This is a genomic window from Methylomonas methanica (assembly GCF_001644035.1).
Lineage (GTDB): Bacteria > Pseudomonadota > Gammaproteobacteria > Methylococcales > Methylomonadaceae > Methylomonas > Methylomonas methanica_A.
Genome location: NZ_LUUG01000133.1, coordinates 54,332 through 72,895, shown reverse-complemented (window position 1 = coordinate 72,895; position 18,564 = coordinate 54,332). Strand labels below are relative to the sequence as shown.

Below are 18,564 nucleotides of genomic sequence, written 5' to 3'. Positions count from 1 at the left end.
CCGTTCAAAAGCGAGGAGCGCAGGACAAATCGGCAGGATAGCCGATTGCTTCGCACCCGAAGGGCGAGGCACAGGGATGTGCCGAGCGATTTAAGCGGCATCCGGGTCGCCTTTTCTTTGGATACTTTCTTTTGGCGATGCACAAATTCGCCTGGAGCGAATTTGAACAGCCGGTAGGCTGGCCCGAAGGGCGAAAACCACGGACGGTTTTCGTGGCGAAAGTATCTCGGCTGTCGGGCCGAGACCCAACATTAAAACCAGCCGTCGCGTTAGCGACACCAAACACAAAAGCCTATTGACCGCGTGGGCACAAAAACCGTGCCCACCCTACATGGCTTTCGTACGATTACGCTGACGCTAATCGTTATCTACACGGCTAATTCGCGTACGTATGATTCCCATAGTTGAACACACTCTGTTGCAAGTTCTAAGGCATCGACAAATTCCGTTTTGCTCAGAACTGTGTACTTGCACTTCATTACTTCTCCCCCTCCACTGTCTGTAAGCCAACTGGATGTACGCCGTTCTTTGCCTGCTATGTGAGGTTGGCAATCGTTGCGCAAAGAACGAGTCAATTTACAGTGTTTCGACCCGTTTGCTAGATCGGCGCAAATTCTTAACGCCCGGTGTTCGTCTATATAGCGGTCTACTTGTCGTGCCGTGACACCCATCTTGTTGAGATGAATAATCCAGTCTCTTACGTGGTAGCAATGAATGAAAAATGAAATCACATCATCATCGTAGGCTTCCTTGTCATGACCCGATGAAGAAAAGATACCCGTGTAAATCTCTTCCACCCTTTTGAGGTACCTCTTCGTTCTTTCAAGTTGCTCCAATGCGTTACGTCTCCATCATTCACCGAGGTCTCCCAAATACCATTATCCAGCTCGCTCAATCATCCCCTCAGCCTGCTTAGCAAACGCTTTCAAATCGCCTTTCTTAATCGTCGCGCGCGGAATTACGATTGCCGCATCGATATCCACATAGATGTAAACGTAGTCTTTATGTTTCTCCACCCGCAACATGTCTTTCCACGGGGTTTTGCTCTTGCCGCCGGGGGCGCGTTCTTGCAGGAATTCAGGTTCGATGCTCAGCCAATGAATGCCGTATAAAGCCTTTTTTTCCGCTTCAGTGTATTTATCGAAAAACTGCCGGCGTAAATCCATTTTCATGATAAACGGCGAGGCAAATGACCAAGCCAGCGCCAGGATGGTGATGTAGGCTGTGGTGGTCATATCCACGTAGTACACGTAATAAAACAAACCAATCGCCATCATCACGCCGGGCGCGAAGATGCGGTTTTGGCGGATTTTTTTCTGCATTTCCGGGTCTTTTTTCAGCCTTTCCTCATTAAAGTGGACCAGGTCTTCTTCGCGGAATTCGTATTCGATTTCTAACATGTGTATCGCTCAATGGAGTTGTGGGTTAGTGCATTTTCATTTTGGCGTGGGTACTGCGCCGGAACAAATTGGATAAGGTCAACATGGCGGTGCGGAAGTAGCCGTGGATGGCCACTTGGTGCATTTTGTACAAGGACAAATACACCGCATAAGCTATAAAGCCGCCGACGCTTACGGTGCCCATCAAACTACCCATCAAGCTGCCGACGGTGCTGAATTTACCCAGCGACACCAAGGAGCCGTAATCGCGATACACGAAGGGCACGGCCGGTTTGCCTTTCAGGCGGTTGACGATGGTTTTGGCCACGGTGGAGGCCATTTGGTGCGCGGACTGGGCACGCGGCGGCACGTTGCCGCCGTGGCCGACCCATTCGCACGCAGCGCAGTCGCCGATGGCAAAAATATTGGGATCGCTGGTCTGCAAGGTCTGATCAACCACCAATTGATTGATGTGGTTGGATTCCAAACCGTCCAGATTTTTCATCCAATCCGGCGCCTTGATGCCGGCCGCCCAGACTTTTAAATCCGCATCGAACACTTCGCCGTCGTAGGTGTGGACTTCGGTTTCGGTCACTTCCGTGACTTTACGGCCCAGTTTTAACTGAATGCCGAGTTTGATCAATTGCTCCTGGGTGGCTTGCGACAAGCGCGGCGGCAGGGCCGGCAGCAATTGGGTGGCGGCTTCGATGATGGTAATGTTGACGTCGATCGAACCTTCCAAACCATAGGTGGCCAGCAATTTGGTCACTTCGTGCAACTCGGCGGATAATTCCACACCGGTCGCGCCGGCGCCGATGATGACAATCGACAGTGGCTTGTCGCGCTGGCGGCTTTGGCTGGCGTAGGACTGGATGTAGTAGGTCTCTACCAGTTGTTTTTGAAAGCGGAAGGCTTCCTTGGTGGTATCAATGAAGCGGCAGTATTTATCCACGCCCTTGATACCAAAGGTATTGCTGACGCTACCGACCGCCATCACCAGGGTGTCGTATTTAAAGCGGCGCTGCGGAATGATCTCTTCGCCCTTCTTGTTGGTAATCGCGCTGACGATGACTTCTTTGTTGGCGCGATCCAGACCTTCCATCTTGCCGAACAGGAAACGGAAGTGGTTGCTATGCGCCTGAGCCAGATATTCGATTTCCTCGGCTTCGGCCAGCGTGCCGGACGCCACTTCGTGCAGCAAGGGCTTCCAGATATGGGTGGACGCGGCATCCAGCAAGGTGATTTCCGCCTTGCCGGCTTTGCCGAGTTTATGGCCCAGTTCCGTGGCCAACTCCAGCCCCGCCGCTCCGCCGCCGACAATCAAGATTTTATGTAATTCACCCGCCATGTATCTTCCCCTTCAAGTGTTGTTCGCCGCTAGGCAAACAAGAAATTCGCTATCCCGGCCTTAGTTGTCTGTTTCCTGATGCCGGCATTATAACCAAACCTGTCCGGGCTGGCCGATTTTGACGGTATGGACGCGCGACGGCTGCGGTCTGCTAGCGTGATGCCTGTAAAGGTGCCGGCAAAGCGAACGGATTTTAACGAGAACTTCAAATTATGATTAGATATTGTCTGCGCTTAGGCGCCCAATACAGTTCGCCCTGTGGAGTTATCGAATGCCGCGAAACCAACTAGTTCAGATGCTTGCCAATGCAGGCCTTTTGTTGATTTTACTTGGCCTTCTGGCGGGCTGCGCATCGGAGCCGCCGCGACCTTCCGAGCAGGGCCAACTGCCGACCTATCAAAACAACGCCACTTACAACAGGCCTTACACCGTTAAAGGCGTCACTTATTATCCACTGGCATCGGCTAATGGTTATCGGGAAACCGGCCTGGCTTCCTGGTATGGCGCGGAATCGGGTAATCGCACCGCCGACGGCAGCCGCTTTGATCCACAGGGCTTTTCGGCGGCGCATAGAACCTTGCCGATACCGTCGAAAGTCCGCGTCACCAATTTACGCAATGGCCGCTATGTGGATGTGCTGATTAATGATAGAGGCCCATTCAACCCGAATCGATTGATCGATCTATCGCAAGGCGCGGCCAAGCAAATCGGCATGCGCGGGATGACAGAAGTGGAGGTAAATTATTTGACATCCCCGTCCGGTGTTGAATAAGGATGGGCAGTGAGGCGAGTGTTGGCTTGCGCAGTTGCGCGACCAAACCCGGTCGAAACAATTAGCCAGCCAGAATCCGCAAACCCGCACCTAAAAGACAGGAACGGGTTTGCAAACCGTTAATCCACTACAGCGAGCAAGGCCTGTGTTTGCCGTTTCCGGCAAGCCTAAACAGCGCAAACATCGATCCAAATAACCAGAATGCGCCGGGAAGCGTTACGACTTGAACAGCCTGATTGTTGAGGTTAGGGGCAAAATCGGAAATTTGTCCAAAACCGCCAGCCAGAGCACCATCGCGCGGCCAGAGATTCCAGGTGTAGTCGGTCTTGGCGAAACCGTTAGACGGCAACAGACTACCGGCAATATCGGCTATCATTTGGTTACCCTGAATCTTGGCGGTACCGGCAGCCAAAACGGTACTGCCAGAGGTTGGCGCCAATAGATTCACCGCGCCGCTCCCGTCCATATTAAAACGCACGACCGAATCGAACAGCACATTCGGTAAACCATTCGCCGTAAACCGCCCGGTACCGGCACCGCGATCAAAGCCCCAAATGTAAAAGCCGGACGGCGAGCCGCCAACGTTACCGGCAAATGTGCTTTCGAAATGAAAAATGTCGCTGGCCGGGTTGTAAGTGACCGATGCGCTGATCACATCCAGATCGCCTGTCTTACTGCCGAAATAAGTTGCCAGATAATCACCGGCAGCGTCATTAACAACACTAGCGTCCGCTTGCGTCGCACCGACCAACAAAACGGCGGCAATTACTGTTTTTGCAATGTTTAATCTCATACTTCTATCCTCTGTCGATAAGATCAATAAGGCGCAGCTAACCAACGGCAAGCCATCGGTTAGTTGCGGTTTTTGTTCCATAAGAACATTTGCTGTTGCGTCGGCATTGACCAAATGCCTAGCGCGAATGCAGCCCCGTCTTGCGGCAACTTAGGGAGTCGCTCAAAGTGAACTGCATTCTGAGGTCAATTCCGCCAAGTAGTCGCCAGGTTCACTGTGTTTGAAATTTATTTTTCGGCCGATTGCTCGGCGGATAATTTGAGCGATGAGCTGACGACAACCCTCAAGCGGGTCAAAACGGCAATTTGCCGGAGGCGTTAAACGCCGCCGATACCGCACGTAATGGACCTATCTATCAACTCGTCGCTTAGCGGTGCAGCACGATTAGATATTCGCCAAACCGGGTGGAACGCAATTGCAGAGAGGTTTCCAAGGCCGCCAGTACCGACAGGGCTTGGTCGGTACGAAACACACCATTGACGCGGCGTTGGGCCAGTTCAGCATCGTTGATAAGCAAAATACCGCGATGATAGCGGTTCAACTCGGCAATCACTTCGCCCAAGGGCCGGTTCTCGAACACCAGTTTGCCGCGCTGCCAGGCGGTAACGGTCTGGCTATCGATACTTTGCAAATTGCCCAGCCCGGATTCGGCGCTGTAGCTTATTTGCTGGCCCTCGGCGACTACGGTATGCAGTGCTTTGCCATCAGCTTGCTCCAGGTCTACCGCCACGCTATGTTGAGTGACGCTAACTTCGGTTTTACCGTCACGCAGCCGCACATTAAAGGCCGTACCCAGCGCGGTGACACTGCCATGCTCGGTATTTACCCGAAACGGTCTGGCTTTGTCGGGGCTGACTTCAAACCAGGCTTCGCCTTGCAATAAGGTTAATTGCCGTTGTGCGCCGTCAATATTTACATCCAACGCACTATTGCTGTTCAAATGCAGCGTCGAGCCGTCACTAAGATGTACGTCACGCCTCTCGCCGAAACCGGTATGAAAATCGGCGCGCAATATCGTCCACAAAGGATTAAACAACCACAAGGCCAGACAGCCGCCCGCAAATGCAGGCAGCGCCCACTGCCAGGGATGAAAGGCTGGTTTGGGTTTGCGTGTGGCCGGAATCTCTATTCTTGGCGCTACAGCATCCAGCGCTCCCCATAATTCACGCAACTGCGCATAAGCTTCACTATGCAAGGGATCGGCGGCCAACCAGCGGCTAAACTCGGCCTGTTCAGTCGCGCTAAGTTTGCCGCTATCCAGCCTGATCCACCAGTCGCGGGCTACGGCTTTAATCTCGGCAGAGATTTTCATTGCCTATATCCGTTTAGAGCCGACATAGAGCAACGCATCCCGCCAGGTGAGCGATAAAGGCTACAGATTGTCATCGGGTGCAGTTCAGGGTTGGTGGCTTGCCATTATAGGACGCATAACCCCGTGAAAACAGGAGTGAATCGGCTAAAGATCGTCGAGTTCTTGCAAGGCGGCTAAAGCATTACGCAAATGCTTTTCCACCATATTGCGGGATATGCCCAAACGTTGGGCGATTTCCGCATGACTGAGCTCCTCGAATTTGCGCAGCACGAAAACCGTCCGGCATTTGGCGGGCAGGCTATCGACCGCCGCAACCAAACGGTCCAAACGCTCGCGCGCCAGATTGATTTGCTCAGGATCGATGCCGTCGCTTACCAGCAAGGATGCTTCAGCGGCTTCGTCGTTTTCTAAGTACTGATTACGAGTATTGCGACGGCGTTCGTAATCGGTAGCCAGATTAGCGGCAATGCGATGCAGCAAGGCGCGCGGGTTATCGGCCTGTTGCCACAAATTGCCGGCAAACATACGTTGGTAAGTTTCCTGCACGATGTCGGCGGCGGTATCCAGACAGCCACAGCGTCTAAACATGACCCGGCGCAATTCCTCGTCGTAAGTCTCAATCAGGCGGGAGATGTGGAGAGCATTGCTCATGGTTAGGGTATGCGGTTTTTGGTGTCGACAAACGGGCGAACAACCAAGATTCATGCCAGAGCAGTGCGATACCGGTATTTAGGGCATTTGGCGGTAAATTGATCAATATTGCCGAAGCAGGACGGCCTTAACAATGCGGTATATGCCCTGCTTAGGAAAGTTATTTAACATAGTTAATTTAAATCTACCGCATCGGTAGTACTTAAATTCGAGCAAGAACGAGCAACAGCAACACGATTGAGGTTAAATGTATGTAATACATTTAAAACTGTAATCGTATACTTCCATCCCTGTAGCGATGCCCTTACAAGCACCCACACGATCCAGGCCAAGTCAAACTGCGACTGTGTCGGAAATAAGACAAAAACCTGAACGGGAATATAGCTTTTGGAGCTAACTGTCTGACAGGCAACTAAGTTATGGTGTTATCCACAAAAGCTGTGGATAACATTGTGGATAAAAAGTTTTTCATCGCTCTAAATGCCTAATTTTTGGGGCCTTTGCTTAGATTGACTCAATTTTAGACAAGAGTTTATATAATTTAAAATCAATAACTTACATAGCAATATGCTGGCATTGGAGCCTCCAGCCAGACATTATTTGGCCGCCGGCAGTGTCAAGTAGTTTTTTGTGAATAATTAAAATTAATCCCTTGCATTTTTGCCTAAATACTCTAGCCGTTTTCCACCTAAAAACATTCCAACTATGCCTGCCATCATTCATGCAACTGTAATCAAATACCTATCAATTCCTACACCAAACGCTAGCTGCTTATTCTGTAGTTTTAACCAACGTTAACATCCCCAACAAATCCTGAATGGGCAGCGCAATTACGAAAAATTCAATACTCAAGAAAAGGGACTGTCAACATGGACAAGGCGATGGCCCTGCCAAACCCATGCCAGCTAAAACCCGAGTGCAACAATTGCTGGTTGTTATGAGAATTGACGACATTTGCCAGTAAGGACAGATTAGCGGTTAAGCAGCGTTTTTGTTAACCCCACTTCGGCAAAGCTAACAAAATTGTTCACACATCGCAAAAAAAAAACCGATAGTCAAAACCATTGACTATCGGCTTGGGAGAAACAATGAATAAGCTATTACACGGAGCAAATTTTCACGCTCCGCGATGAGACAGACCGGAGGTCATTTTCAAAGTTCCATTTTAATTTTAAGTTACTACTCCCACTCTATCGTCGCGGGCGGCTTGCCGGAAATATCGTAGGTGACGCGGGAGATGCCCGGCACTTCATTGATGATTCGGCGTGAGATCAAATCCAGGAAATCGTAAGGCAGATGCGCCCAGCGGGCGGTCATGAAGTCTATGGTTTCCACCGCACGAATGGCGACAACATAGTCGTATTTGCGGCCGTCACCCATTACGCCCACCGATTTGACGGGCAGGAAGACCGCGAAGGCCTGGCTGACTTTGTGGTACAAATCGTGACGGTACAATTCTTCAATAAAAATCGCATCGGCTTGACGCAGTAAATCCGCGTATGGTTTTTTCACTTCTCCGAGGATGCGCACACCCAGGCCCGGACCGGGAAACGGGTGGCGGTGGATCATATCCGCAGGCAAGCCCAGTTCCAGTCCGAGTTTGCGCACTTCGTCCTTGAATAGTTCGCGCAGGGGTTCGACCAATTTCAACTTCATGTTTTCCGGCAGGCCGCCGACGTTATGATGCGATTTAATCAGATGTGCCTTGCCGCTTTTGGCGCCGGCTGATTCGATGACGTCCGGGTAAATGGTGCCTTGTGCCAGCCATTTGGCGTCGGTGAGTTTGCCGGCTTCTTCGTCGAAGATTTCCACGAACAAACCGCCGATGATTTTGCGTTTTTGTTCGGGGTCGTTAACGCCGGATAGTGCGGCCATGTAACGGGCTTCGGCATCCACGCGTATCACCTTGATGCCCATATGCTGCGCGAACATCGCCATGACCTGATCGCCTTCGTGCAAACGCAGTAAGCCGGTGTCGACGAATACGCAGGTTAGTTGTTCGCCGATAGCGCGATGCAGTAACGCCGCCACTACGGATGAATCGACGCCGCCTGACAGGCCGAGAATGACTTGGTCGTTGCCTACTTTTTCGCGCACAGCAGTGATGCTGTCTTCAATGATGTTGCTGGCATTCCACAAGGCTTGGCAGCCGCAAATTTCCAAAACGAACCGGCTCAAAATCCGCCCGCCTTGTTTGGTGTGGGTGACTTCCGGGTGAAATTGCAGCGCGTAGAAGTTAAGGTCTTCGTCGGCGATGCCTGCAATCGGCGCGCCGTCGGAGCTGGCGATCAATTTAAAGCCGGTCGGTAATTCAACGACGCGGTCGCCGTGACTCATCCATACATCCAGCAAGCCAAACCCCTCCGGCGAAGCATGATCTTCGATGTTTAGTAACAATTTGGAATGGCCGCGAGCGCGAATCTGCGCGTAGCCGAATTCGCGGTGATCGGACGATTCCACTCGGCCGCCCAACTGCTCGGCCATGGTTTGCATGCCATAGCAAATCCCTAGTACCGGCACACCCAACTCAAAAACGATTTGCGGCGCGCGCGGGGTGTCGCTGCTGGTCACCGTTTCCGGGCCACCTGACAGGATAATGCCTTTTGGTGCAAAGTTTTTGACTTCGTCAGCACTGCAATCACAGGAATAGATTTCACAGTACACACCAATTTCGCGGATGCGGCGGGCAATCAATTGGGTGTATTGCGAACCGAAGTCGAGAATCAGGATCTTGTCGGAGTGGATGTTGGTCGCGTGGGATGGCATGACGGGAAACCTTTCAAAAATGTAGGGTGGGCTGACTAGCGTACCCACCGGAAAATCTAAATTACGAGCGGACTACAAGCCTCTATACAACTGATCGAGCAGGCTTTTATTGTTTTCGAAACCTTTTACGTGCCGATTTTCGAACAGCGAACGAGTCATACGTTTGATAAACCGTAAATAGGGAGCCGCGCGCATGTAATGCCGTAAATTGGTATGGCCGCGCACAATCGCAGTGATCCGCTCGGCATTTTCCGGGATACCCCAGCTGGCGGCTTGATCGGCGACCGGCTCGGCTTTTTTGAAAAACAGCGTGACATTGCCGCCGTCCTCGGAAAACACATGTCTATCCTCAACTAGACCAGCTTTTTCACCCATACGCCGCAGCGTCGCCAAATTGAAATTGTACAAATGAGCCTCGTGAAAGGTGCTGCTTGGCGATTGACAGGTGGCTTCTATGTTTGGAACTTCGACCACTAACACACCGTCGGCTTTCAACAGACTGCGTAACTTGCCCAGCACAAAAAATGGATCTTCGGTGTGTTCCAGTACGTGCCAGATGGTGATTAGGTCAAAGCTGTTTTCTGCGAACTGCGCGTCTTGAATAAAGCCGAACTGTAAATTCAAATCATACTGTGCAGCCGAATATTGACCATAACCCTTGTTAGGCTCTATGCCGTGCAGGTCGTGCCCTAGTGATTTAATTAAATAAGCAAACTCGCCGCCGCCGGTGCCCACGTCCAGCATGGTTTGCGGCTTGTCTAGCAAGTGCTTGATTTTTTCATGCCTGGTAACCGCAACCCGGCCGGCGCGCAAGATATGCTTGGCTTTGGGGGCATACGTGTTTTTGTATTCCAGCCGATAATCTTCTTCGTAAAACTGACGAGGATCGTGCGGAAACGGATCGCTCCAGACCAGCCCGCAGTCCTTGCAGATCACGGTACGCAACTCTGCGCCGCTGCGGCTGCGCATGGATAACACGGCAACGTGGTTGCCGCCGCAAAGATTGCATGGAGTTGAGGACGTTTCGGACATTGCGATGGATTTTGGTTGTTTTCGGTAAACAGGTCCGCACGAAATTCGCGGACCTGATAAGTAAAAACCGGTGACCGGTTTTAGTTCATATGGTAATTCGGCGCTTCCTTGGTAATCGTCACGTCATGAACGTGGCTTTCACGCATGCCGGCACTGGTGACGCGCACAAACTGGGCATTTTCATGCATTGCCGCAATAGTGCTGTTGCCGGTGTACCCCATGCTGGAGCGGATGCCGCCCAACAACTGATGCACAATCGCCAGCACACTGCCTTTGTAGGGCACCCGGCCTTCTATGCCTTCCGGCACCAATTTTTCGACTTGCTCGGTATCTTCCTGGAAATAGCGGTCGCTGGAGCCTTGCTGCTGCGACATTGCTCCCAAGGAGCCCATGCCGCGATAGGATTTGTAGGAGCGGCCCTGGAATAACTCCACTTCACCAGGCGCTTCCTCCGTACCCGCAAACAATCCACCCAGCATCACCGCATGCGCGCCGGCCGCCAAGGCTTTGGCCACGTCGCCGGAATAACGAATACCGCCATCGGCGATTAAAGGCACACCGCTGCCTTTCAGCGCATCGGCGACATTACTCACCGCCGTGATTTGCGGAACACCGACACCGGCTACGATCCGGGTGGTGCAGATAGAGCCAGGACCGATACCGACCTTGACGCCGTCGGCACCGGCTTCGACTAATGCTAATGCGGCTGCGGCAGTAGCAATATTGCCGCCGATGACTTGAACTTGCGGAAAGTTTTGTTTTACCCAGCGTACTTTATCCAGTACGCCCTGGGAATGGCCGTGAGCGGTATCGACGATGATGACATCGACACCGGCTTCCACCAACGCGCCAACCCGTTCTCCGGTATCCGCACCGGTACCGACCGCTGCGCCGACAATCAGCCTTTCCTGTTCGTCCTTGCAGGCTTGCGGGTTATCCTTGGCTTTTTGGATGTCCTTGACGGTAATCATGCCGCGCAAATGAAAGGCGTCGTTGACGACCAGCACTTTCTCAATTCGGTGTTTGTGCAATAAGTCGATGACTTCTTTATGTTTAAACGACTCGTGGACGGTAACCAGCTTGTCCTTCGGCGTCATAATTTGGCTGACGGCCATATCCAGTCGGGTCTCGAAACGCAGGTCGCGGCTGGTGACGATACCAACCAATTCTTCGCCATCAACCACAGGTACGCCGGAGATATTTTTAGCGCGGGTCAATTCCATCACTTCGCGAACCGTGACGTTAGGCGAAACGGTGATCGGATCTTTGATCACGCCGCTTTCGTATTTTTTTACCCTTCTGACTTCCGCCGCCTGCTGCTCGACAGTCATATTTTTATGGATGATGCCGATGCCACCTTCCTGAGCAATTGCAATAGCCAGGCGGGCTTCGGTAACCGTATCCATCGCGGCGGATACCAGCGGAATGTTCAGTCTAATTTTGCGGGTCAGTTGGGTTTTCAGTTCGACTTCGCGCGGGAGTACGCTTGAGTGGGCGGGCACCAATAAAACATCGTCAAAGGTGAGAGCTTCTTGAATGATTTGCATAATCACACCGGGTGGCTAATCGTAAATAAGCCAGCCATTGTACAACCTAACCCGCATTCCGAAAAATCGGAAATAGTCAATGGTATTTAGGTCTCTATTTGTTTTCGATTGAGAGCGCTGCCGCGATGGTCAAATATTCGCTGGGATTGGGCTTATGCAGGAAAATACCCAGCACGCCCATCACGCTGAAAATATATAAAGTGTTAAATCCATCGCCCAAAATAAACATTACCAAACCGGACAAGCTGACAAACTCGATCAAAGCTTGCGTGATGATGATGGTCAACAGATAGCGTTGCCTGGCGGTTTTTGGGCCCGGCATGGTCTGGTTTAGCCGCAGCAGGATGTGCCGCAGCAGCTTGGTGAACGGAAACAGCAAAATCGCCAGACCGTAGAGCACACTCCTAATCAGTACTCGCTGCGCTTCGTCAATCCCTATTTGCAGTTCGTCGGCCCACAAATGACAGACCAGGTTATAGCCCAGCACCGTCAAGAGCATGGCGGCACAGACGAGCCAATGCGGCCTAAGATCGGCGGCTGATAACTGGGCTTGAGCGGACATCGATAACTCCTAATTCGTGCGGTTGCGGTAATCGCGGAGGATAACAACAAACGCCACAAAATCATAAACAGCATGAATCACCATGGGCACCAATAGATTGCGTTCGCCGCCATAGTCCAACATCACCCCCATATACAAGCCCATCAACATGGCTAAAACCGCGTAAAGCGGCGTGACCGCATGCACCAATGCGAACAACAGATTGCTAACCCACAAGCTTACGCTCGCGCCCCAGCCATTTTCCAGCCAGGGCTGTAAAAACCCGCGAAACAGCGCCTCTTCGGCAAAACCGGCAATAGCAGCCAGTATCAGTAAATCGGTCCAATGCCTGTATGCAAGTCTGGCCCCCAGGGTTTCCAGCAGTAATTCGCGAATCTTTTGAATCGGCGGGTAGCTCAGCTGTTGCATCGCAAAAAACAGTACCAGCAACGGCGCGGTTGCTAATAAGCCAATACCCAATGCCGACTCGGAGAACTCCAAACTGGCGAATGGATCGAGATCGGCTAGCCAACCTAGAGCCAGCGCCAATACAGCAAGAGAACCCTCGAAATAGCAGGCAATCCTGAAAAAAGCGTTTGAAGCGGCGGGCTGGTTTTCCATGGCATTGGGCTTTAGGTAAACGGGGGCTGAAAATTCTAAACAAAAACCATTAGAATTGGCAGCATTAGCGAACATGGGTCATCATCATGCAATGTTTTATCTATAAAAGCCTTAAAAAAGACGAACTCTATTTGTATCTGGATAAAAAAGACGACTTTTCCGCCGTGCCGGAAGCCTTGTTCAAAAGCCTTGGCCGCTTAACATTTGTCATGGAGCTGCAATTGACCCCGGAACGCAAATTAGCCAGGGAAAATCCGGAAAAAGTAATTGCCAGCCTGCAAAGCAAAGGCTTTTTCGTACAATTGCCGCCGACATTGATCAGCGCCATGCCAACGTCGCTGGACAAGCAACTGCACTGAAATCGCGCGCGCCATATTGGTATATCCGTGCTAACATGCTCACAAAAAATCTTTATCGGAAAGCACGGTTTTTGCTCACTTATTTAGTCAGACCAGGATACGCACCACATGTCAGATAATCCATTAGCTTACGAAGACGCAAAGTCTAAGGGCATACTTTGGGGTTTTGGTTCGCTGTTAGGCGTTGTTCTGATTGTAATGATGGTCTTAGGCGAATGGTGGAGCCGCGAGCCTGAGCAATTTAGCGTTCAGGACGAAGCGATCGAACGGATGAACGTCACGCATACCGATCAGATGCCTATTGGATACGTCTACGCCAACACGCTGGCGCATATCGCCGACGTGATTCTGTTCAAATCGGGGGGCTACCTCTCCAACGACGTGGCTCCGCCTGGCCTGTTTTGCGATAACATTCAAAACTTCGAGTACGGCGCGCTGGTCATGTTGCGCGACGGCACCACTGCATTGCGTAACCATTTCGCCCGCGACCAATCACAATCCGCGGAAGATCCCGATTTGGCAAAAGCCGAACCGTACTTTTACTACGAACGTAACTCCTGGGCCTTGCCGTCCACCGAATCGGAATACGTAAAAGGTATCGAAGCGCTGCACGCGTACATGGTTCGCCTGCAAAACCCGTCTTCCACTTCAAAAGCCGCGCAGTTCCACTCCAGAGCGGATAACCTGTGGCAATATACCGAGGTTGTAATCAAGCGACTCGGCGGTCTGTCGACCCGCTTGGCAGCCAGTACCGACAAATTTTCCGGTGCGACCCACGGCGACCCATCCAATCCAATCGACATCAATATGCCGACCATCGGCCAAACGCCCTGGATGGAAATCGATAACGTATTTTACGAGGCGCGCGGCTCCTGCTGGGCGTTATTACATATTCTGAAAGCCATCAAACACGACTTTTCCGACATTTTGTTGGATAAGCGGGCGATGAACACCTTGGACAATATGATCCAAGCCTTGGAAAATGCCTTGTCGCCAACCTTGAGCCCGGTGGTATTGAACGGCGACGGCTTCGGTATATTCGCCAACTATTCGCTGGCGATGGCTAACTACATTGCCCGCGCCAACGCCGCTGCGCTGGACTTGCGGGACGTGATGAACAGAGGTTAATGCCATCATGCAGGAACAAATTAACGAAAATCTGAAAAAAATCGAGACCTGGAAACGCATCATTTTCATGCTGATTTTCGCCGCCATCGACAGCTTGGTGAAGCTGTTGTTGTGGCTGGTGATTTTGTTGCAGGTCGGCTCAGTACTATTCACCGGCGACGTTAACGCGAACATCCTCAACTTCGGCTGTAGCCTGTCTACTTACCATTATCATATCTTGCTGTTTTTGACCTTCAATACCGAGCAACTGCCGTTTCCGTTTTCCGATTGGAACGAAACCGCTAAACTGGAATTGCTCGGCAAGCAGTAAACCTCCATGGAAGCAGCGCCGCGCAAAATCATCCATATCGACATGGATGCGTTTTATGCGGCGGTTGAACAGCGCGACCATCCCGAATATCGTCATAAACCTATTATCGTCGGCGGCAAGCCTGATTCGCGCGGCGTAGTCGCCACCTGTAGTTACGAAGCCCGCCAGTTTGGCATACGTTCGGCCATGCCTTCCGCACATGCTTATCGACTCTGCCCTCAAGCCATTTTCGTTAAGCCGCGTTTTGATGTTTATCGGGAAGCCTCCGAGACTATCCGAAGTATTTTCGCCCGTTACTGTGAACGTTTCGAACCCTTGTCGCTGGACGAAGCCTATCTCGATGTTAGCGATAGCGAGCTTTATCAAGGCTCCGCGACCTTGCTGGCCAAACACATCAAACAGGAGATACGCCGACAAACCCAGTTGGTGGCGTCCGCCGGCATTTCCTACAATAAATTTCTCGCCAAAATCGCCTCCGACCTGGGCAAGCCGGATGGTTTGTATCTGATTACGCCCGAACAAGGTCCGGCGTTGGTGGAAAATCTGGCTATCGGCAAGTTTCACGGCATCGGCCGCGCTACCGAACAGAAAATGTATGATTTGGGCATCGTTACCGGCAAAGATCTAAAGCAACTGCCGCTAGCGGAATTGCAGCGGCATTTCGGCAAAGCCGGCCAACATTATTACAATATTGCCCGGGGTATTGATCCGCGCCAGGTCAATGCCAATCGAGCCCGCAAATCGGTGGGCATCGAGACCACGTTTGATCACGACATCGCCGACCTGACCACCATTCTGCGTTATTTACAAGACTTGCTGGAAAAAGCCCTAGTCAGATTGGCTGAAAAACAGATGACGGCCTATACGCTGACCGTGAAAATCAAATATCAAAATTTCGTGCAGATCACGCGCGGACGAACCTTAGCGGAACCGATCAGCGATAGCCCGACTACTAGACTGCTATTAACCGAATTACTGAAAAATACCGGCATCGGCACCACAAAAGTGCGACTACTGGGCGTTACCCTATCCGGTCTGGAAAATGGCGACAGCCGCCTGCGCCAATATCGGCAAATGGATTTGTTCGACCTGGGTTGAAGCAGCTTAGCCTTAATAGGGTGCGCTGAAACAGGCCTGCCCCAATCTAGTCCGTATTGATACATTCACTCTCTTTCATTGGAAGCTCAATTACCAAACATGTTCAATCAGTTAAAAATTGCCGTCCTCATTCCCTGTCATAACGAAGAAGTGTCTATTGCCAAAGTAGTAAGCGACTTCAGACTGGCTTTGCCGGATGCCGCTATTTACGTGTTCGACAACAACTCCAGCGATAACACCGTCAGCGAAGCGCGGTCGGCGGGTGCGATGGTGCGCCATGAAACCCAGCAAGGGAAAGGCCATGTCGTACGCCGTATGTTCCGAGATATAGATGCCGACTTTTATCTGATGGTGGACGGCGACGACACCTATGATGCCAGTTTGGCGCCGGACATGATCAAGTTGGCCATGAGCGGGCCTTACGATCTGGTGAATTGCATCCGCCGGGAAACCGGCGATGCGGCATATAGGGGCGGACACCGTTTCGGAAACCGGCTACTGACCGGCGTGGTAAGGCAAATTTTCGGTAATAGGATTCTGGATATGCTCTCCGGGTATAAGGTATTTTCCCGGCGCTTCGTGAAGTCCTTCCCGGCGCTGTCCACCGGCTTTGATATTGAAACCGAATTGACCGTACATACGCTCGAGCTGTCGATGCCGGCAGCGCATATCGAAGGCGAGTACCGGGGGCGGGCTGAAGGCTCGGAAAGTAAATTGCGCACGTATCGCGACGGCTGGCGCATTCTAATGCTGATTATCAGATTGGTAAGACATGAGCGTCCCATGGTGTTTTTCGGGGTGCTCGCCGGTTTGCTGGTGGCATTAGCTTTGCTGCTGATCTGGCCCGTAATCGTGACTTACCTGGATACGGGCTTGGTGCCTAGATTCCCGACAGCCTTTCTTGCCATGGGTATTATGTTGCTGGCGTCGTTGAGCGTTTTTACCGGCACGATTTTGGATACGGTGACGCGCGGGCGTAAAGAGTTGCGCATGCTGACCTATTTACAATATCCGCCACCGGTCTTTGTGCCAAACGCTTTTGCCGATTCTGCCGTTAGCCGGTCTGCCGACGATACTGCTTTAACTACTGGTAACGATGATCTGCTCGGACAAATGTGGCGCTTCGGCCTGGTTGGTGTAGTTGGTTATATTGTGAATGCCGGCTTGGTAGAAGCATTAGTGCTAAACATGGGACCGCTACGCGCGCAAATGCTGGCTTTTCCGGCTGCCGTTACCGTTACCTGGTGGCTTAACCGCCGCTTTACCTTCGGCGCCAGCCACCACGCCATGCATCACGAATGGCTGCGTTATGTGTTGGCCAATATGCTGGGTTGGACTGCCAACAACGGCGCTTATTTGTGGATGATTTTCAGTGTACCCCTTGCTTACCAGCATCCCGCATTGGCTGTGGCAGTAGGCTCATTGGCCGGAATGGTGTTAAATTTTTCGGCTTCACGCTTAATCGTTTTTAAAAAAATTCGTCAAGCCTGATGACAATTGCTCAAAGAATACATACGTTGCCGATCGAATGGATGTTCATCGGCGGATTCCTGATCCATTTCGGCATCATGTACCCGGGTTTCATGTGTTACGACGCAGTCAATCAAATCCTCGAAGCGCGCGAAGGCCGCTTTTCCGATTGGCATCCGCCGTTAATGGCGATTATTTGGCGTTTCACCGATAGCCTGATGCCTGGGCCGGTGGGTATGTTGTTTCTACAACTTGGCTTGGTGTGGATAGGCGTATATCTGACCTTTCATGCCTTTTTTAAACCCTATGGCATCAAGGTTGCCGCGCCATTGCTTTGCGTTTTATTATTTTTACCGCCCTTGTTCGGTATCAGCGGCGGGATTTTGAAAGACATCCTGATGTGGGGCGCACTATTCACTGCTTTCGGCATGGCGGGACATATAAAAAACCATAACAAGCAAACCCCACGGTTGGCGCTGCTGTTATTCGCACTGACGGTATTTGTCTTATGGTTAGCCATCCTGATCAGACACAATGCATTTTTCGCCACAATACCCATACTCAGCTTTGCCATATTTCGCTTATATCCAAAACATAGCGTATTCGGCTTGGTACGCGCGGCAATTCCCGGCGCGGCGCTTGCTCTTGTGTTATTTCTAGCCACGGGAGCGATAAACAACCGGCTAGCCGATAGACATACCTATCCTTGGGTGGCCAACGCCTCATTTGATATGGCCGGTGTTATCAAACGGCTAGACGATAAAGGCCGGCAACAAGCTATTTTCGACCAACTGGCCGGCACCTTGAATTCAAGTGGCTCAGTCGAGCCTTTGCTAAAAGCCTATACGCCTATGTATTGGCGGGAAATTTTCCGGACTAAGCCGCCCACGTTAGAGTTGCCGAAAAATTCGATGGAATCGCAGATCCATGGCTTTGCCAGTCTCTCAGACCAGCAAAGGCAAACGCTGCATAAGCTGTGGATACACACCATACTCGCTGAGCCGGTTTTATGGGCGCGTCACCGCTTGGCGGTGTCGAAATATGTTCTGGGTTTGGTGCCGGATAACAGTTGGAGCCCGGTGATGATGGCTAAAGATTTTCCCAGCGATTTAGAGCACGTTTATGGCACCCATCCTCAAGCCACCAGATTACAAGAGCAGCTTGAGGCAGGTATGACCAAGTATGTCGAATACTGGTTTTTTCAACCCTGGCCTTATTTTTTACTGACAATTTATCTATTTTTTGCCGCTGTGTTTCGCCAAGTAACAGCCAACATTGAGGTCATTTGCCTAACTTCCAGCGCCATCCTGCATGAGTTGGGTTTGATGTTGGCGGCGCCATCGCCCGACTTTCGCTACTCGCACTACATGGTTTTTTGCAGCTTGCTCAGTTTCCTGCTGCTGGCGCGCCCCTGGATGGCAAAACCCGCATGATCTC

The 18,564-nt window shown here is 51.6% G+C and carries 17 protein-coding genes; 7 read left to right on the top strand and 10 right to left on the bottom strand.

Translation table 11 applies throughout. From position 1 onward, the window contains the following. Positions 1-878 precede the first annotated feature (878 nt). Both A1332_RS23485 and A1332_RS23480 read right to left on the bottom strand, forming a co-directional pair. On the bottom strand, positions 879-1,400 hold the full coding sequence (locus tag A1332_RS23485) for a YcxB family protein (RefSeq protein ID WP_064010815.1): 522 nt from the start codon (positions 1,398-1,400) through the stop codon (positions 879-881). A gap of 25 nt (positions 1,401-1,425) precedes the next feature. Beyond that, a complete protein-coding gene (locus A1332_RS23480) occupies positions 1,426-2,727 on the bottom strand; it encodes an NAD(P)/FAD-dependent oxidoreductase (RefSeq protein ID WP_064010814.1) in 1,302 nt (433 codons plus the stop codon). 271 nt (positions 2,728-2,998) lie between these two features. On the opposite strand from A1332_RS23480, the gene A1332_RS23475 reads away from it, so the two are divergent. Continuing rightward, positions 2,999-3,499, top strand: coding sequence for a septal ring lytic transglycosylase RlpA family protein (locus tag A1332_RS23475; RefSeq protein ID WP_064010813.1), 501 nt, complete (start codon positions 2,999-3,001; stop codon positions 3,497-3,499). Positions 3,500-3,626: 127 nt separating this feature from the next. Here A1332_RS23475 and A1332_RS23470 read toward each other — a convergent pair whose 3' ends face one another. The 8 genes from A1332_RS23470 to A1332_RS23435 form a co-directional block, all read right to left on the bottom strand. Next, a complete protein-coding gene (locus A1332_RS23470) occupies positions 3,627-4,292 on the bottom strand; it encodes a hypothetical protein (RefSeq protein WP_157204107.1) in 666 nt (221 codons plus the stop codon). A 367-nt stretch (positions 4,293-4,659) separates the two neighbouring features. Beyond that, entirely contained in the window at positions 4,660-5,604 is a 945-nt protein-coding gene (locus A1332_RS23465; RefSeq protein WP_064010811.1) for a FecR family protein, read from the bottom strand. A 144-nt stretch (positions 5,605-5,748) separates the two neighbouring features. Next, positions 5,749-6,255, bottom strand: a complete 507-nt coding sequence (locus A1332_RS23460) for an RNA polymerase sigma factor (protein WP_064010810.1) — start codon at positions 6,253-6,255, stop codon at positions 5,749-5,751. A gap of 1,179 nt (positions 6,256-7,434) precedes the next feature. After that, the gene (guaA, locus tag A1332_RS23455) at positions 7,435-9,021 is read right to left on the bottom strand and encodes a glutamine-hydrolyzing GMP synthase (RefSeq protein ID WP_064010809.1); all 1,587 of its coding nucleotides are present in this window, start codon (positions 9,019-9,021) and stop codon (positions 7,435-7,437) included. A gap of 72 nt (positions 9,022-9,093) precedes the next feature. Continuing rightward, entirely contained in the window at positions 9,094-10,053 is a 960-nt protein-coding gene (locus tag A1332_RS23450; protein WP_231890403.1) for a class I SAM-dependent methyltransferase, read from the bottom strand. An 80-nt stretch (positions 10,054-10,133) separates the two neighbouring features. Continuing rightward, a complete protein-coding gene (gene guaB, locus A1332_RS23445) occupies positions 10,134-11,600 on the bottom strand; it encodes an IMP dehydrogenase (RefSeq protein ID WP_064010807.1) in 1,467 nt (488 codons plus the stop codon). Between the two features lie 94 nt (positions 11,601-11,694). Next, complete coding sequence (locus A1332_RS23440; RefSeq protein WP_064010806.1) at positions 11,695-12,162, bottom strand: hypothetical protein; 468 nt, start codon at positions 12,160-12,162, stop codon at positions 11,695-11,697. A gap of 9 nt (positions 12,163-12,171) precedes the next feature. Beyond that, positions 12,172-12,762 carry a CPBP family intramembrane glutamic endopeptidase gene (locus A1332_RS23435; RefSeq protein ID WP_064010819.1) on the bottom strand — a complete coding sequence of 197 codons (591 nt, stop codon included), beginning with the start codon at positions 12,760-12,762 and terminating at the stop codon, positions 12,172-12,174. A gap of 86 nt (positions 12,763-12,848) precedes the next feature. Here A1332_RS23435 and A1332_RS23430 point away from each other — a divergent pair, with 86 nt between their 5' ends. The 6 genes from A1332_RS23430 to A1332_RS23405 all read left to right on the top strand — a co-directional run bounded on the left by A1332_RS23430 (position 12,849) and on the right by A1332_RS23405 (position 18,560). Then, on the top strand, positions 12,849-13,121 hold the full coding sequence (locus A1332_RS23430) for a YcgL domain-containing protein (protein WP_064010805.1): 273 nt from the start codon (positions 12,849-12,851) through the stop codon (positions 13,119-13,121). A 108-nt stretch (positions 13,122-13,229) separates the two neighbouring features. Beyond that, the gene (locus A1332_RS23425; RefSeq protein ID WP_064010804.1) at positions 13,230-14,249 is read left to right on the top strand and encodes a DUF2333 family protein; all 1,020 of its coding nucleotides are present in this window, start codon (positions 13,230-13,232) and stop codon (positions 14,247-14,249) included. A 7-nt stretch (positions 14,250-14,256) separates the two neighbouring features. Further along, the gene (locus A1332_RS23420; protein ID WP_064010803.1) at positions 14,257-14,559 is read left to right on the top strand and encodes a DUF4389 domain-containing protein; all 303 of its coding nucleotides are present in this window, start codon (positions 14,257-14,259) and stop codon (positions 14,557-14,559) included. A 6-nt stretch (positions 14,560-14,565) separates the two neighbouring features. Next, complete coding sequence (dinB, locus tag A1332_RS23415) at positions 14,566-15,657, top strand: DNA polymerase IV (protein WP_064010802.1); 1,092 nt, start codon at positions 14,566-14,568, stop codon at positions 15,655-15,657. A gap of 99 nt (positions 15,658-15,756) precedes the next feature. After that, positions 15,757-17,148 carry a bifunctional glycosyltransferase family 2/GtrA family protein gene (locus A1332_RS23410; RefSeq protein WP_082879850.1) on the top strand — a complete coding sequence of 464 codons (1,392 nt, stop codon included), beginning with the start codon at positions 15,757-15,759 and terminating at the stop codon, positions 17,146-17,148. Continuing rightward, positions 17,148-18,560 (top strand): hypothetical protein, encoded by a 1,413-nt coding sequence (locus A1332_RS23405; RefSeq protein WP_157204106.1) that lies wholly within the window; start codon positions 17,148-17,150, stop codon positions 18,558-18,560. The genes A1332_RS23410 and A1332_RS23405 overlap by 1 nt, the downstream gene beginning before the upstream one ends. Positions 18,561-18,564: the final 4 nt, after the last annotated feature.